Source organism: Psychrobacter sp. NPDC077938, from assembly GCF_044542635.1.
In the GTDB taxonomy this organism is placed as follows: Bacteria; Pseudomonadota; Gammaproteobacteria; order Pseudomonadales; family Moraxellaceae; genus Psychrobacter.
In genome coordinates this window covers 447,182-463,158 of record NZ_JBITUW010000002.1, presented here as the reverse complement: position 1 = coordinate 463,158, position 15,977 = coordinate 447,182, and the positions used below count along the sequence as shown (strand labels likewise).

Genomic DNA, 15,977 nt, shown 5'->3' with positions numbered 1-15,977 from the left:
ATGGCGATCGATAATAACAACCCTTTAGAACAGCAGAATAATCCTGATCGAAATGGCTCAAACGGTGACACGACCAATGCAAGTACGCGTCGCCGTAACAAACCGCGTCGTGATGGTAAAGGTAGCAATACTAAAACCAATAACCCTACTACCGCAAAGTCAGGAAAAAGCTCTAGTCGTCGCGGTGGTAAAGGTCAAAATGCCAAAGACAGTCAAGCACTGTCTACCGCTGTTGATTCTGACGTAATATCAGGTGACGCCGCTGATGATGCCGCAGCTGTCGCTGAAGGTGGCATCAAGGCAGTTGGCAACCAGCGTATCATTCCATTTATGAAGATAGAAAAGCCGATGGCACTACTATCTTTATTTATGGTAATCGGTAGTATCATTGCTATCGCGGTAAATGGTCTGAACTTAGGTCTTGACTTTACTGGTGGTGTCTCTGCTGATGTACGCTATGAGCAGCCTGTTGAGCAAGTTGCTGTTGTACAAGCACTAGCAGACAATGGTTTCGATGATGCGGTTGTACAGTACTTAGGTACGCGTGAAGAGCTATTGGTACGTCTGCCCCCTCAGTCTGATAACGTCGATGGGCTAAGCGCAAATCTGACGCAAGCATTGGCATTACCTAGCAACACCGCTACGATTAGCAACGTGAATATCATTGGTAGCCAAGTTGGTAATGAGGTTTATTTAAACTCAGTCATGGCATTGGTATTGGCACTGGTATGTATGCTTGGCTATGTTGCCCTACGCTTCCAGTTCAAATTGTCTCTAGGTGCCGTACTGTCACTGTTCCATGATGCCGTCGTAACCATCGGTGTATTTGCACTATTCGGCTTCCCGTTTGATTTGACAGTATTGGCTGCGGTATTGGCATTGATTGGTTATTCATTGAACGATACGATTGTTGTCTATGACCGTATCCGTGAAAACTTCCGCCGTGTTCGCGGAATTACGCCAGAACAGACGATTGATTTGTCATTGACCGAGACGCTACGCCGTACGATTATGACCATTTCAACTGTTTTGTTGGTCGTACTAGCCATGCTTTTCTTGGGCGGTGATGGGTTATACTGGTTCTCAGTAGCTCTGTTTATTGGCTTGCTTGCGGGTACTTACTCATCGACTTATATTGCCAGCTCGATTCCGCTGCGCATGGGTCTGTCGCGTGATGACTTTATCGTAAAAGTAAAACCAGAGTTTGAAGAAGAAATCGTTACTTTCAATGATCCAAAAATGTTTGAGCAAGACAACGTCTAGTAAGGTATATTAGATGGATTGATACGCTGAACTAGCGTGTCATCAATCTTTATAGACCTACTGATTGTACAGCTACAACGTTTAAATAAGAGCACCTGACTCATGAATAATGAGTCTAGGTGCTTTTGTCTTTATAGCTATTTTGTCTCTTATATTAAATGTACTGCCTTACGAGTCTATTATCATTTAACGAACACACCTCTTTATCGTTCACGTATAAACGAGTCACACATGTCAGCTAATTCCGCAACTTCTCACGCGATGCCACCTATTGATACAAGCTATAAGCGTATTATCGCGATTGCGCTGCCTGTGCTACTGGCTAATTTGGCTATGCCATTGCAGAGCGTCATTGATACGGCCATTGTCGGCAATATGAATGACACGGCGAAACTTGCTGGTATGGGTTTGGCCATACAGCTGCTGTCGCTATTGCTTGTTAGCTTTAACTTTTTGCAGTATGCATCATCTGGGCTTGCTGCGCAGGCATTGGGACAACTGGCTAATAATAATAGCAATATATCAGCTGTATCAGCACCTACGCCTTTACTGTCTATCTTACAGCGCGCGTTACTATTGGCATTTGTTATTGGAGCAATATTGCTACTCGCAAAGCCATGGCTGATTGATTTTGGCTTAAAAGCACTGTCAGCTAATCCTGAAAGTGGACGCGCGGCGAAAACCTATTTAGACGTACGCTTTTGGGGCGTGATCGCAGAACTGATGAACTTTGCATTTATTGGTTGGTTTGCAGGACAAGGTAAGACCCGTTATATGCTTTATCAGCAAGGCTTTATTGCCGTACTTAATATCGTACTGACTCTGTTTTTTGTATTTGCAATGCAGATGGGATTGGCTGGTGTCGCACTAGGAACCACTATCGCATTTTGGTTTGGAATACTGATGGCATTATGGTTGAGCCGCCAACATCTAAAAATATCGTGGGCTGTATTATTCAAAGCGGATCGACAGTATTTTACGAAAGAAAAAATGCTTAGGCTATTTTCTTTAAACAAAGATATCTTTGTACGTACTCTTATTTTAACGCTAAGCTTTGCTTGGATTACTCGACTATCTGCGCAAAGCGGTGATGTCATACTGGCTGCCAATGCTATTTTATTGCAAGTATTAAGTATATCTGCCTTCGCTCTTGATGGCGTCGCTGTCTCTGCTGAAACGTTAAGTGGACAAGCTGCAGGACGTCGCGATTGGCCACGTTTTCGTATTATTGTGAATCGTACAGGCGTAGTTAGTTATGGTCTTGCTATCATGTTGAGCGCCATTTGGTGGCTTTCGATGCCTACGTATTTAGAATTTATGACCAATATTGAGTCAGTGTTTACCCTCGCCTATGATTACCATCTATACGCTGTATTATTGCCTCTTGTCGGCGTTGGTGCCTATTGGTTGGATGGGATATTTTTTGGTTTAACGGCTGGTAGCGTGATCCGTAATGCGGCGCTGATACTGGCTGCTATTTTTTTTCCGTTGAGCTGGTTGCTCTATCAGCAATGGGATATGACTGGTATTTGGCTTAGCGTGTGGTGTCTATTATTATTGAGACTAGTCATCCTAGGTGGGTTTTTGTACCATGCCAATCAGACTGGCAGTTATGAGAAACTACAACCTGAAGCTTAGTTAATTTTATACTATGTTTACTCTATCAATTTACGATAAATCATTTTTATTAAGCTCGTTTTTCATTTTTTAATTTTGCAGCAATACCGTTTGAATTAATAATTTTTATATCGATAGATTTATAAAAATATCATAAGAAAAATTTAGGATGTCATGTGAATACTCATTCAAATGAACTAAGTCATCAACATGAAAACCGCTACCACTGGGCTGAGGGCTTTAAGAAAAGCTTGCCAGTTGCTATGGGATATCTGCCTGCCGGTATTGCCTTTGGTGTACTCGCACAGGTAGCAGGTATCCCGATATGGGCAACGATTATGCTCAGTATCGTTCTCTATGCTGGTGCAGCTCAGTATGCTTGTTTGCCAATGCTGAGTGCGGGCCTACCGATTGGCAATATCGCCACCAATATTGCCGCGATTAATCTACGTCATGTATTCTATGGTATGCCATTATTACAATATCTACCAAAAAATAAGCTGGCTAAAACGTATTGTCTGTTTGCTTTGACCGACGAGACTTTTTCGATCATGACAAGCTTACCAAATGAGTCACGACGAGCGCTCATACTTCCTATCAGCCTATTTAACCAAAGCTGGTGGGTGCTCGCGAGTACGGTAGGTGTAATGATTGGTAGTACGCTCAGTGATTTGGTGCCAAATTTAGATTTTGCTTTGGTTTGTCTGTTTGCAATTCTCGCTTATGAGCAGTTTCAAAGCATCAAACGCTACTTCCCAATTGGTATTGCCGTGCTTGGCTTAATCATTGCTTCGCTATTTACCAGTGACTGGTTGCTACTAGTAGCCATCACTATCTGCATGTTTATGATCTTGGTACGTGGGTTTTGGATAGAGCGTCAAAAGACTGGAGAACATTATGACCAGTAGTTATCTTATTTTTGCCACGCTTGCCATGGCAGCCGTGACCTTTATCACTCGTGCGCTACCCGCACTGATACCTAGAAAGCTGCTCGATACACCTTGGTTACATCGGTTAAATGAGAGCTTACCGTTATCGGTAATGGTGCTGCTTATTTTGACTAGCCTGTCCTATCAAGACGTATCGACGACTGTTGCTTTAAGCGATACCGAGTTGCATCTATTAATGGCACAAGTCGGCGCACTTATTTTGGTATTGTTTATCTATCATATCAGCCGGCAGCTTTTGGTCAGTATGGTTGTCGGTATCGCAGCAATCAATGGTCTGTTTTGGTTATTTAACAGTTTTCTAGGCTAAAACTGTTTCGCCCATTTATATAAACGTCAGTACTCTTAGCGATATTTTAAACATAAAAAAGCTAGATTCTATTTAGAATCTAGCTTTTTTTAGCTAAAAACAATGGCTTTAGTTTAGCTTAAAGCTCTTCTACACCCATCATATCAACTGGGGTATCAGCCACTATTTGTACGCCTTTTTTACCAGTTTTTGCAGTATCATTACGCTGCTCTTGCAGGTGATCAAGATACGCTTCATTGATCTGACCAGTGATGTAACAGCCGTTAAATACCGCACAATCAAAACCTTCCACTCGGCTATGCTTGGTATCTTTTACTGCGTCAATCAAATCATCCAAATCTTGGAAGATCAAACGATCTGCGCCGATGATATCACGTACTTCTTCAACGCTATTTCCTGAGGCAATAAGCTCGCTACGTACTGGCATATCAATACCGTATACGTTTGGAAATTTCACTGGTGGCGCAGCGCTGGCAAAAAATACCTTGTTAGCACCAGCATCTCGTGCCATTTGAATGATTTCATGACAAGTCGTTCCACGAACGATAGAATCATCAACCAACAGTACGTTTTTGCCTTTGAACTCTAGTGGCACAGCGCTGAGTTTCTGGCGAACTGATTTTTTACGCTGCTGCTGTCCTGGCATAATGAACGTACGACCGATGTAGCGGTTTTTCATAAACCCTTCACGGTACTTGACGTTCATTTTTAGCGCTAGCTCCATCGCTGAAGTACGCGACGTATCTGGAATTGGAATGACCACGTCGATATCGTGATCCTCACCCCATTCCGCAAGGATTTTATCTGCCAGTTTTTCACCCATGCGTAGGCGTGATTTATAAACTGAGATATTGTCCATAATCGAATCTGGACGAGCAAAGTAAACATACTCAAAGATACAAGGCGTGTATTCTTTTTGCTCGACGCACTGATGCGTATGCAGTTTATGGTTCAAATCAATGAAAATTGCTTCGCCTGGTTTTACATCACGAACGATAGTAAAGCCAGAACCTGTCAATGCAACTGATTCAGAAGCAACCATATACTCAGTGCCGCCATTCGGTGCCATACGCTTACCAAAGATAAGTGGACGGATACCGTTTGGATCGCGGAATGCAAGTAAACCATGACCAGTGATCAAAGCGACAACGCCGTAAGCACCTTCACAGCGTTTATAGACAGCTTTTACTGCTTCAAAAATATCATCAGCAGTTGGATGGGTTTTGCCTAGATTCTGCATCTCATGTGCCAGTACATTTAACAGTACTTCAGAATCTGAGTCAGTATTAAGATGGCGGCGATCTTCGATGTACAAAGATTTGGCCAAACTCTCAGCATTGGTCAAGTTACCATTGTGCGCAAGGGTAATACCATAAGGTGAGTTGACATAAAATGGTTGTGCTTCGGCGCTGCTAGAAGTACCAGCTGTCGGGTAACGAACGTGACCGATACCGAACTTACCAACCAGTTTCATCATATGACGATTCATAAATACGTCACGTACCATGCCATTTTCTTTACGTAGATAAAGTCGCCCATCTTGCAAAGTGACAATACCTGCTGCATCTTGCCCGCGATGCTGTAGCATCGTCAAACCGTCATAAAGAATCTGATTGACTGGTTCGTGAGCTGCAACTCCAATGACTCCACACATAATAGCTATATCCTATTTTGACTCATACATTAGTACGACAATAACGGCAAACTTAACGACAGTATATTGCTAAAATCACTCACTGTCGCACGCCGCTAACCTGATGATATTGTAAGAAACTTAACGAGATTTTTCGATAATCTATTTCTGATTACCAGTGACACGTGCAAACATTTAGAAGTATAAAAAGAAGTAAAATAATAGACAGTCAGATAAAATAATAGGCAATTAAACAATTATGACTGATTGACCTGATCCCAAGCCATGCCTAATACGTCTGACACTAAAGCCTTGCCCATCGGTGCATATGGCATCAGCTCAGGCGCTAGTACTGAGGTTTGCCACTGCGGCATCTGTACTAGCAATGGCGCACTGACGCTCAATACAACCAAGACCATCAATACGTTTTTGGCAGCACCCAGTACGCCGCCCGCCATTTTATCCAAGACGCCCAAACGTAAGGTTTTGAGCACGCCTGAGAATACAAACGCCATCAGATGCATGACTGCTAATATGGCAATCACTACCAATAAAAAAGCCATGGCCATCTGTAACACAGGGTTTTGTACGATACCCGTTAATTGGGGTGACACTACTCCTGCCAACCTAGTAGCAGCGATAAGAGCGATAAACCAACCTACCAAGCCTATTGCTGTTTTAATCAGTCCTACTTGAAAGCCGCGCCATAAGCCAATCAAGACAACAATAGCAATCACAATATCTAAACCACTCATGCTTTACGCCTTATTACCTTATTTATTGGATTAGCTTTCCATGGCATCGTAATAGCCACCGATTGCCTGAATGCAAGACTGCACCAGCCCAGGGCCACGATAGATAAGCCCTGTATAGAGCTGTACCATGTCTGCGCCTGCTTCGATTTTTTTGACGGCTTTGGCACCACTATCGATACCGCCTACGCCTATCAAAGCGACTTTACCCTCTAACTGATCAGAGAACTGTTGCAAAATCTGAGTACTAATATGACTCACAGGACGACCAGATAAGCCGCCCATTTGGTCACCATCACGCAAATCTTCGACACCTACGCGGCTCAATGTCGTATTAGTAGCAATCAAACCATCAATTTCAAAGTCTATTAATTGCTGCGAGATATAATCAACTTGTAATGGCTCTAAATCCGGAGCAACTTTAAGCACTAATGGGACATAAAAACCATATTCAGTAGCCAACTGACTGTGACGGTTTTTAATCGTATCCATCAGCTGAGTCAGCGCTTCACCACTTTGCAAATCACGTAAGTTTTTGGTGTTTGGCGATGAGATGTTGACCGTAATATATGAGGCATGCGGATACACACGCTCTAAGCAATACACATAATCATCGGCGGCTTGCTCTACCGGCGTGTCGGCATTTTTGCCAATATTGATACCGATATTGCCTTTGTATTTACAGCGTTTGACATTATCGATTAGATAATCAACGCCTTCATTATTAAAGCCCATACGATTGATAATTGCGTCTGCTTGCTTGATTCTAAACAGCCTTGGCTTATCGTTGCCTACTTGCGGTCTTGGCGTGACGGTTCCTACTTCTATAAAACCAAATCCCAACTCAGCCAGCGCGTCAATATAATCGCCGTTTTTGTCCAAGCCTGCTGCCAGACCAACTGGGTTAGAGAATTGCAACCCCATACAGTCTGTTGGTTGCATTGACTGACCATACGCCAAGCCTAAAACACGCGCTTTATGCGCTTTATCCAATAAAGATAGCGTCATCTCATGGGCGTGTTCGGGATCCATATTAAACAAAAAAGGACGAAGTAAGGCATAAGACATAGTGATGGCAGACCCTGCTTGGAAGAAATAGTGAATAAAAAATACGAATGAAATCGGGCGCAGCGATTATATCAGCTTAACAGAAATAAGAGCAAAGTTTCAGTCGCTAAATTTCTACATTTAAGCAGTAACCAATACTGATGAGTCTCTGCTACATAACAGTGAATTGTCGTTTTCTAAGCTAAAGACATAGCACAAAGGTACTTTTAAAAATCTACGGTACTGGACGCCCATCAGTCAACGCAATCCAACCACGTATAATGCGATATAAATGCCAGATGAAGGTAAAGGTCATAATCAGTAAACCAAGCCCAGCCAGTAATATAGAGCCAATAGCGATATTGCCACTATCCGCCAATACGCTAACGCCAAAGCCGCCTAGCGCAAAGGTAATCAAAATGATGCCAATGACGAACCAAACGATACTGTACCAAAAGGTCTTGATTTGCCAATCGAAATGCGTGGCTAACCATGAACCATTAGCATCATGGCGCTTGGCATAATTCATGACAATCGGCACAATCCACAGTAAACCCGCAGTAAAGTAGCTGATCACATATAAGAAATAAGTGATGTGATTATAAGTAATTAACGAACGGCGCTTATCGTTGCTCATACTGTCCCGCATTATGTGAGGTTTTCCTTACTAGTAATATTTTTGTTCGATAGTCATATGATTAACTATTTAATGGAGCCGGATAAATGGCTTTTCAATGATACCAACGATAAAGCTGTATTCTGCTGTCTAATATCGAGTGTCGAGTACTAAGCATACAGTGATATAAGTATCTAAAATTTCTGACATAAGCATCTAAAATATTTATCACAAAATGATGCATTTTAAGAAGTGACCGTTGCTTGTACCTGAATAGATTTATTGGTCAGGTCTTGCTGCATAGATAACTGTGTAAATTGCCAGCCTTGCTGTTCAAGCTTACCCAGTGCAGTGCTGACGACCGCTTGACTAGGATGCGTAAAGCTCAATTGCACTGCATCGCCAGTCGAAACCACCTGAGCATCTGCTATACCTGAGTTATTGAGCAGCGCATTGATACGACTAGCAGGCGGCATATCAACCTCTCCAGTAGCGTTGTTACCAGAATTCAATGCACTACTATCAATATTACCTGCTTGAGCACGCAACCAAAAATAATCCGCCACTTGCTCCTGATAGTCGTTTTTACTATCACTCGCTGCTTGATGAACGCTATAGCCACCATAGCCGCCTATAAACAACAGTAAAAATATAGACAATATAGCTAATGCGAGTTGATCACGGGGAGGTAATGCTTGCCAGCGCGTCGTTAGTACATTCTGATAATTATTCATACGCTCTGACAATACATGAGCCTTAGTACTGGTTGCAGAAACAGCTGCATTACGTTTGGTACGGCGTTGTAATCGTTTCATGTTTTGACCTTTATTACCAATACCTTGATGAGTTACGACGCTGCCGCATTGCTTGCCATGTCGCTGTTTTCTGCAATATTATTTTCTATCACATTAACAGTGACTTGACCACTAAACTGACCTTGCTCATTACTATTCACTTGCGCAAGTTTGGCATTCAAGCCTTGCGCCACCAGTGTGCTTGTGAATTTATCAAGACTACTACGATCTGGGGCAATCAAGGTAAAGCTGAGCGCTGATGGCTGCATTACTAGCGACTGTGCATGCAATGAGGACTGTTTAATTAATGGTGATATGCGTGACAGTGCGGCCATATGCGATGCAGGCGCTTGGCTATCGCTACGCAGTTTTGGTTGCAGCTGTACTTGCAGTTTGGTGCGCGTACTCAGTGGCTCATCAGCAAACCAAGACTGATATTGTGCCGCAATTGCAGTCTTGGTTGCTGCGGTTGCTTCATTATACTTATACCACTGCACACCATCGGTTGCCATTTGCAGCACTAACGCTGATAACGCAACCATCATTGCCACTCGCAAATATGGTGACAGTTGTGAGTCAGTAGATTTCATAAAGAAATTGAGCGCGTGACGTTCAGGACTGTCAATTGGCTTAGGTACTGTAGGCAGGGTCGTCAGCAATAGCTGATGATCGGCGATCAACGCTTTAGTTTGCGCTATAAAATCCATGGGTGATGAGGAATCTAGTGAGTCAAGCGATGCGTCAATAGCTGCCTCAATAGACGGCAGTACCATTACCTCACTTAAATGCGGGAAACGCTCAAACATTAGCGGTAAATAGCTGACGGCCATACCCTGACGCAATGATTGGCGCAGCAGCATAGTCTGTGAATCTTGATAGAGGGTCACTTGTTGACCTGCGCCCTCTTCTGGCGGTGGCAACAATAAAAAATCTGGCAGTAACGCCACTATATTCATACCGGCTAGCTGCACACTTTGTTGCCAGGATTCAATGTCGTTTTGTGCCAGTGCATACAGTTGCGTCGTATCAGCATGGCTCAATTGACGGATGTTTAATTGCTCAATAGGCGTTAATGAGGTTTCTTCAAATAAATATTGCTTGCCACTATTACCAAGCTGTTTAAGCTGAGTAGCATTAAGCGCCGTGTCCACTTGCAACGCATGACTTGAGGGAAAGTATAGACAAAGCGTCTTTTGGCTATTGGACTTATAGTTACCATAGATTGTCTGTAGCTGTTGCCAACCGTCAACCATTTGCCATTGCTGTACATCTTCGTGCCAGACAGCTAGCGGGCTATACTGCGCTCGTAACCAAACATGTAACACTAAACGTGTCCTCAATTATTGCTGCGGTTATCAAAATATCGTTAAGGATTGATGCGGTTTTTGAAACAGCTGGACGATTTTATATGATTGATAAAGGGCTGAACTTTGTACCAATACCATTTTAAATCCGTCATATCTAATCAATTCTGCTCTAGCAAATCGTTTCTAAGCAAAATATTAGAATGTCTAGTCTAATAAGGCTGGTCAGGAACAAAACGATCAACTTCCGTTGCCATGCCAGTCATCACAAATTCCATATCAAACACTCTGGCTTCCGCTAGAGAGAACGATTCTGGATAGTCGCCTGTCAGCAATCCCGCGATATAAGCGACGATAGACATATGACAAACAACGACCAAACACTCAGCTTCAATATTGGCAATATCTATTAGAGCTTGGCGAGCATCATCCGAGGGCGTGATATTGTCCTGCACAGATGATAGTACTTGCGGCGCTCGTGACTGGAACGCAGATAATGTCTGCCGCGCTCTCGTATAAGGGCTGACCACAAAACGATCTGGGCTATAGTAAGTGGTCACATACTCTGCCGTTTGCGCTGCCTGCTGCTGACCAAAGTCCGTCAGCTGACGCGCGCTATCTGGACGTGTCTCGTCTTCTGCTTGACCATGACGTACTAATATAATTTTCATAACCTTCCTTGGAGCAATGAGTTCGACTTTCTTAATACTGATTTTTAATGGTGTGTCTTACTTATCAGCATCGCTGTCTTTGCTTTTGGTATTGCTACCAGAGGTTTTCATATGAGCGGTAAGCGCAGCATTGCTATGATCATGCGCCATGACAAACTCAACATCGCTACGGAACCCTGCTTCCATTAGATGTAGTGCAACGCCTAGAGCAGCTTTGTCTTCATAAATGACTGCATAGAGCGCATGGGTAATTGGCATATAGATACCCGCTTTGGTCGCTTTTTCATGAACTTGCTGAATAGTATTTACCCCTTCAGCGGTCTGTCCAAGCTTTTTGACCGCGGCATCGATACTCATACCGCGTCCAAGCATATTACCGATACGATAGTTACGACTCAGCTCTGAGCTACAAGTAGCATATAAATCGCCTACGCCAGATAAGCCCAAGAAAGTGAGCGGATTGGCGCCTTCCTCAACACCAAAACGACTCATTTCTGCCAAAGCACGAGTAAGAATCATCGCTTTAGTATTCTCACCTACTTCATAAGCTGCCGCCATACCCATGGCAATTGCGTAGATGTTTTTGAGCGCGCCGCCAAGCTCGACGCCGCGTATATCATCACTAGCAAATACCCTAAAGAAGGCACTATGTAATGCTGCTTGTACGGCATGACGCAACGGTTCCGACTCACTTGCGATAACCGTAGCAGACGGCATATTTTTCATGATTTCTATGGCAAGGTTCGGCCCTGACATGACGCCAAAGTTCACTTCTGGCAGCACTTCTTTAATGATATCGCTCATCATCGCAAAGGTGTCTTTTTCCATACCTTTAGTCAACGATACAATGGACTGACCACTGATAAAAGGCGCGATGTTTTTTAGCGTTTCGCGAAAGGCCAAACCCGGCACAGCAATAAAAATAATGTCTTTGTCTTTGGCGCTTGCCGCCAAATCATGGCTATATTTCAAGCGATCATCAAGCTTATAACCTGGTAAATACTTTTTATTGGTCTGTGTTTTTGCCATTGCTTTTACGGTACGCTTATTACGTACCCACAGCGTAGTATCACAGCCATTACGTGCGGCTAAATTTGCCATTGCCGTACCAAAGCTACCACCACCTAAAAACGCCAAACGCAGCTTGGTTGGATTACTATGAATGTCGGCCATGTCCTTTGCCACAGCTGATTCAACAGGACTAGGATTTGACTTTTTACGGCCGAGACCTGACTTGGTTGCTCGCTCAAAAATACCTGCAAGCATACCATTCTGTTTTTCAGACGACTCTTTGTCCGTCTCATTATTAGCACTGATGTTGTTTTTATTACTATTGTTAGGGCTTGTCATGTTCTTTTATCCGTGTTGACTGACGTATTATCAATAGAATCTATCGTGCTCAGCTACTGAGCCTTATTATCTTTGAATTACAACTTTGTGCAATTATAATCTTATAAATAGACAGTACTGAGCTACATTACGACTCGAAGCGAACTAGCGGTTCGATATCAATAGGTTTGCGTTTGGACTCGTCCTTGGGACTTGTGCCAGTATAAACAAAAGCGGTCACATAATCATCTGCGCCTACACCGAAATACGCTTTTACCGCAGGCTCATTGCATAGCAGCCCAGTGCGCCAAACCGTACTAAACCCTTGAGCTTTTAATGCCAAGATTAGATTTTGCACAGCAGCGCCCGCACTGAGCATCTGCTCAAAAGGTGGTACTTTTTTGTGTTCTTGCATTTGAGTCACAGCCGTTATGATCAGCGGCGCTCGCAATGGCATATTTTGAGTTTTAGTGATGGTTTTTTCAGACAACTCTTCGCCATCTTCTAGCGCCTTTGCTTGGGCAGCTTCGAGCAAGGCACGGCCTAATTCATGGCGCGCTTCACCTTGCGTCACAATAAACCGCCACGGACGCAATTTTTTATGATCTGGCGCAGTTGCCGCACATTCGATGGCAGATTCAATCTGCGCACGCGTCGGTGCTGGCTCATCTAGATTGCCCATGCTGCGTCTTGAATTGATCCAACCTATCAGCTCATCACTGGTAGATGAGATATCATTCGCTGCTACGTTCTTAACAGACAGTTTGTTATCTTCAGTTTCTTGGCTTTCATTATCAGTATTGTCATTTGTAGTCATTGTTTTATCCTTAATTTATTATTATCTATCACTACTTATTATTTATAATATCATTTTCTTATTTTTTAACAGCTATAGAGCAGTTGAGAGCGACACATATGCAGTCTCAACTCAGCGATAAACTACGCAACATCTTCGACTCGGTGGTCCATGCGTAGATAGTCTTCTGACTGCATCTCAAGCAAGCGTGAACGAGTACGCTCAATCTCAAACGCCAACTTTTCTCCTTGGTACAAGTCTAGAATCGGCTGCTCTGCCCGTACCAATAGTTTTACACGGCGATCATAAAATTCATCGACGAGGTAAATGAAACGGCGCGTTGGATCACGCAAGTCGTCATCCAGTGCTGGCACAGAGTCAACTAAAACGGTACTAAATCGTTTGGCAAGCTCAATAAAATCAGCGGCTGATCGCGGCGCCATACAGAGATGACGGAAGTCACAGAATAAGATATCTTCGGTACAAGCGTTGATTTTTACTTCTCGTCCATTGATAGTAATAGGCTCTTTACTGATTTTCTGATTATTCGACAAGCTCGCAAAACGGTTGGCTAACCAATGGTAGTTCGCCTTAGTAAGCGGCGCTTCGTATAGCTCAGCTTGCTGCAATACGCGCAGACGATAATCAATTCCCGAGTCAATATTCATGACCGTCGTATGACGCTCAACTTCCGCAATGGCAGGCATAAAACGGTCACGATGTAAGCCATCTTTATACAATCCAGCTGGTTCAATGTTTGAAGTAGCAACCAAAGTAATACCGCGATTGAACAGCATAGTGAACAAATCGCCCAATATCATGGCATCAGAGACGTTAGAAACAAAAAACTCATCAAAACAGATGATAACCGCTTCTTTATAAATAATATCAGCGACTTTTTCGAGTGGATCGCTCTCACCTTGTAGTTTGTTAAGCTCTCTATGGACACGCTGCATAAAATGATGGAAATGCAGACGCATCTTGCGCTCGATGGTCAACGAGTCATAAAACATGTCCATCATCCACGTTTTACCGCGGCCAACACCGCCCCACATATAAAGGCCCGTTGGCGCGACTGGCTTAGATTTTAAAAAGCCAAAAAAACCTTTCTTTTGCGGTGCGCTATTGATGAGCTGATGGTATATCTCATCAAGATAGCTCATGGCCTGAAATTGCTGCTCATCCCGAGTAAACTCATCTGTACTGACGGCTTTCTCGTAACGTTGCAATGGAGATAAACTCATAATACGACTCATCGTTGGATTAAATAAATATCAAAATAATAGGATGATTTAGCACGGTACTGGTGCTGCCAAGCAAGCCATGCTAAACCATATCAAAGCAGAAGCTATCAAGCTGAGCTAGGTAGCAAATAAATTAGCTATCCTACCCAAAGCTATGCTTGTCTAATAAGCCTTTGAGCTCTGATAAGCGACCATGGAAGAAATGACCCGCGCCATCGACCACGCTGACTTCAATGCCTAATCGGTCTGCAAATGCCTGCATATTATCAGGTTCAATCACCTCATCCGCATTACCATAAATCTCAAAAGTTCTATCCGCAGGCAAATTAATATCAGTACTGTCGTTTTTTTCGACTGATGGTGCGATCAGGGCAATTTTCGTTACTTCAAAGTCACCCAGTCCCCATATGTGTGCGGCTTCAAGCACTTGCTCAGCCACGCGTGCCGTGACATAGCCACCAAAAGAAAAACCACCTAGCCATAGCTTTCGAGCATTGGTTTGTTCAGCAATCCATTGTAGCACGGTCATCGCATCGACCACTTCACCTTCCGCATAATCATGCTCGCCTGTCGATTGACCAACACCGCGAAAGTTAAAGCGCACCACATGCATACCATTGTCGCGGGCAAAACGATACATGGTGGTGACCACCTTGTTATTCATCGTACCATCAAACAACGGATTGGGATGGCACAGCAGCGCCACCGTGTCTGTATTTGGGTCATTAGGATTGTCATTTTGCCACAGTGCGTCAACCTCGAGCACGCCAGCAGGAGCAGGAATCAATTGCATAGTATTACTTATTAATAAAAAATGAATGGGTCAATTATCCTAGATACAATTTATATTTCAAGTGATTTGCTGTGTACGGATGCGACTTGTTTTATTTTTGGTCAATAACGGTTGTCTGTAGTTTTGCAATATTGCTGTTCTTAAGATATTAAACTGGTTTATATCTAGGGCAAGGTTCATCGGCAATATACCGGTAATACAGCACACAATAACTGTCTAGACAGGTAATATCTGGATAAGTTACATTCATAAAGCTTTGCCTATAGCTAAGACGTTCTGCTTATATAAATCAGGAATTACTTATGAACACTTTTAATAAAACTGCCAGTTTGACGGCAACGTTAGTGGCTGCACTTGCTTTGAGCGCCTGTCAGAGCACGCCTTCCTCACCCGTGATTCAGCGTGCCAACTCTATCTATGAGACAACCGGTATCGCTGATACCAAGGTCAAAGCACAACAAAATGCGATCGATAGTGCTCAAAAAACTTGTCGAAGCAAGCAAGTGATTATCGTTGATGACAACGTAAAATATAACGGTATCTTAAATGAGCGTACTGGCCGTATGGTTGGCCAAGTAGGAGCTGTCGTTGGCTCGATATTTGGCACGGGTACACCAGATCTGTCACGTAACGATGATTATGAATACACCATTAACTTTCGCTGCCAATAAATATCGTCAATACCATATAAATCAGATACAGTGTCAGGCTCACTCAGTCTACTATTTGTAGCACTTTCGCTTGCCTTCCTTGTATCTGAATTATCTCGAACCGACTATATCTAGCTATAAACATATCTAGCTAAAAATATCCATCTACTTTTCTCTACACGACAATCTCTTTTAGACGCAAACAGGTTTA

Annotated in this window: 16 protein-coding genes; 5 read left to right on the top strand and 11 right to left on the bottom strand. The window is 43.2% G+C overall.

Annotated elements, in window-relative coordinates; all coding sequences use genetic code 11:
* From secF to ACIGBM_RS05415, 4 genes are all read left to right on the top strand, one after another.
* Positions 1-1,263, top strand: coding sequence for a protein translocase subunit SecF (secF, locus tag ACIGBM_RS05430; protein ID WP_290177817.1), 1,263 nt, complete (start codon positions 1-3; stop codon positions 1,261-1,263).
* Between the two features lie 231 nt (positions 1,264-1,494).
* Positions 1,495-2,901 carry an MATE family efflux transporter gene (locus ACIGBM_RS05425; protein ID WP_397477018.1) on the top strand — a complete coding sequence of 469 codons (1,407 nt, stop codon included), beginning with the start codon at positions 1,495-1,497 and terminating at the stop codon, positions 2,899-2,901.
* Between the two features lie 155 nt (positions 2,902-3,056).
* Positions 3,057-3,788 (top strand): AzlC family ABC transporter permease, encoded by a 732-nt coding sequence (locus ACIGBM_RS05420; RefSeq protein WP_397477017.1) that lies wholly within the window; start codon positions 3,057-3,059, stop codon positions 3,786-3,788.
* Entirely contained in the window at positions 3,778-4,137 is a 360-nt protein-coding gene (locus tag ACIGBM_RS05415) for an AzlD domain-containing protein (RefSeq protein WP_397477016.1), read from the top strand. Before ACIGBM_RS05420 ends, ACIGBM_RS05415 begins: the two co-directional genes overlap by 11 nt.
* Before the next feature lie 118 nt (positions 4,138-4,255).
* Here ACIGBM_RS05415 and purF read toward each other — a convergent pair whose 3' ends face one another.
* From purF to ACIGBM_RS05360, 11 genes are all read right to left on the bottom strand, one after another.
* A complete protein-coding gene (gene purF, locus ACIGBM_RS05410; RefSeq protein ID WP_101205374.1) occupies positions 4,256-5,791 on the bottom strand; it encodes an amidophosphoribosyltransferase in 1,536 nt (511 codons plus the stop codon).
* Between the two features lie 236 nt (positions 5,792-6,027).
* A complete protein-coding gene (locus tag ACIGBM_RS05405; RefSeq protein WP_102090972.1) occupies positions 6,028-6,525 on the bottom strand; it encodes a CvpA family protein in 498 nt (165 codons plus the stop codon).
* Positions 6,526-6,555: 30 nt separating this feature from the next.
* Positions 6,556-7,590: a quinone-dependent dihydroorotate dehydrogenase gene (locus tag ACIGBM_RS05400; RefSeq protein ID WP_397477015.1), complete on the bottom strand. Its 1,035-nt coding sequence runs from the start codon at positions 7,588-7,590 to the stop codon at positions 6,556-6,558.
* Positions 7,591-7,804: 214 nt separating this feature from the next.
* Positions 7,805-8,206 (bottom strand): hypothetical protein, encoded by a 402-nt coding sequence (locus tag ACIGBM_RS05395; RefSeq protein ID WP_227526596.1) that lies wholly within the window; start codon positions 8,204-8,206, stop codon positions 7,805-7,807.
* 224 nt (positions 8,207-8,430) lie between these two features.
* The gene (gene gspM, locus ACIGBM_RS05390; protein WP_296211010.1) at positions 8,431-9,000 is read right to left on the bottom strand and encodes a type II secretion system protein GspM; all 570 of its coding nucleotides are present in this window, start codon (positions 8,998-9,000) and stop codon (positions 8,431-8,433) included.
* A gap of 32 nt (positions 9,001-9,032) precedes the next feature.
* Positions 9,033-10,304 carry a type II secretion system protein GspL gene (gene gspL / locus ACIGBM_RS05385; RefSeq protein ID WP_397477014.1) on the bottom strand — a complete coding sequence of 424 codons (1,272 nt, stop codon included), beginning with the start codon at positions 10,302-10,304 and terminating at the stop codon, positions 9,033-9,035.
* 191 nt (positions 10,305-10,495) lie between these two features.
* The gene (locus tag ACIGBM_RS05380; RefSeq protein ID WP_397477013.1) at positions 10,496-10,954 is read right to left on the bottom strand and encodes a SixA phosphatase family protein; all 459 of its coding nucleotides are present in this window, start codon (positions 10,952-10,954) and stop codon (positions 10,496-10,498) included.
* 57 nt (positions 10,955-11,011) lie between these two features.
* Positions 11,012-12,304 carry an NAD(P)H-dependent glycerol-3-phosphate dehydrogenase gene (locus ACIGBM_RS05375; protein WP_397477012.1) on the bottom strand — a complete coding sequence of 431 codons (1,293 nt, stop codon included), beginning with the start codon at positions 12,302-12,304 and terminating at the stop codon, positions 11,012-11,014.
* Between the two features lie 127 nt (positions 12,305-12,431).
* Positions 12,432-13,100 (bottom strand): nitroreductase, encoded by a 669-nt coding sequence (locus ACIGBM_RS05370; RefSeq protein ID WP_397477011.1) that lies wholly within the window; start codon positions 13,098-13,100, stop codon positions 12,432-12,434.
* 122 nt (positions 13,101-13,222) lie between these two features.
* Positions 13,223-14,323: a cell division protein ZapE gene (gene zapE, locus ACIGBM_RS05365; protein ID WP_057759500.1), complete on the bottom strand. Its 1,101-nt coding sequence runs from the start codon at positions 14,321-14,323 to the stop codon at positions 13,223-13,225.
* Between the two features lie 142 nt (positions 14,324-14,465).
* The gene (locus ACIGBM_RS05360; protein ID WP_397477010.1) at positions 14,466-15,116 is read right to left on the bottom strand and encodes an alpha/beta hydrolase; all 651 of its coding nucleotides are present in this window, start codon (positions 15,114-15,116) and stop codon (positions 14,466-14,468) included.
* Between the two features lie 302 nt (positions 15,117-15,418).
* Between ACIGBM_RS05360 and ACIGBM_RS05355 the strand changes: the two genes are divergently transcribed.
* Entirely contained in the window at positions 15,419-15,787 is a 369-nt protein-coding gene (locus ACIGBM_RS05355) for a hypothetical protein (protein WP_397477009.1), read from the top strand.
* The last annotated feature ends 190 nt before the right edge of the window (positions 15,788-15,977 follow it).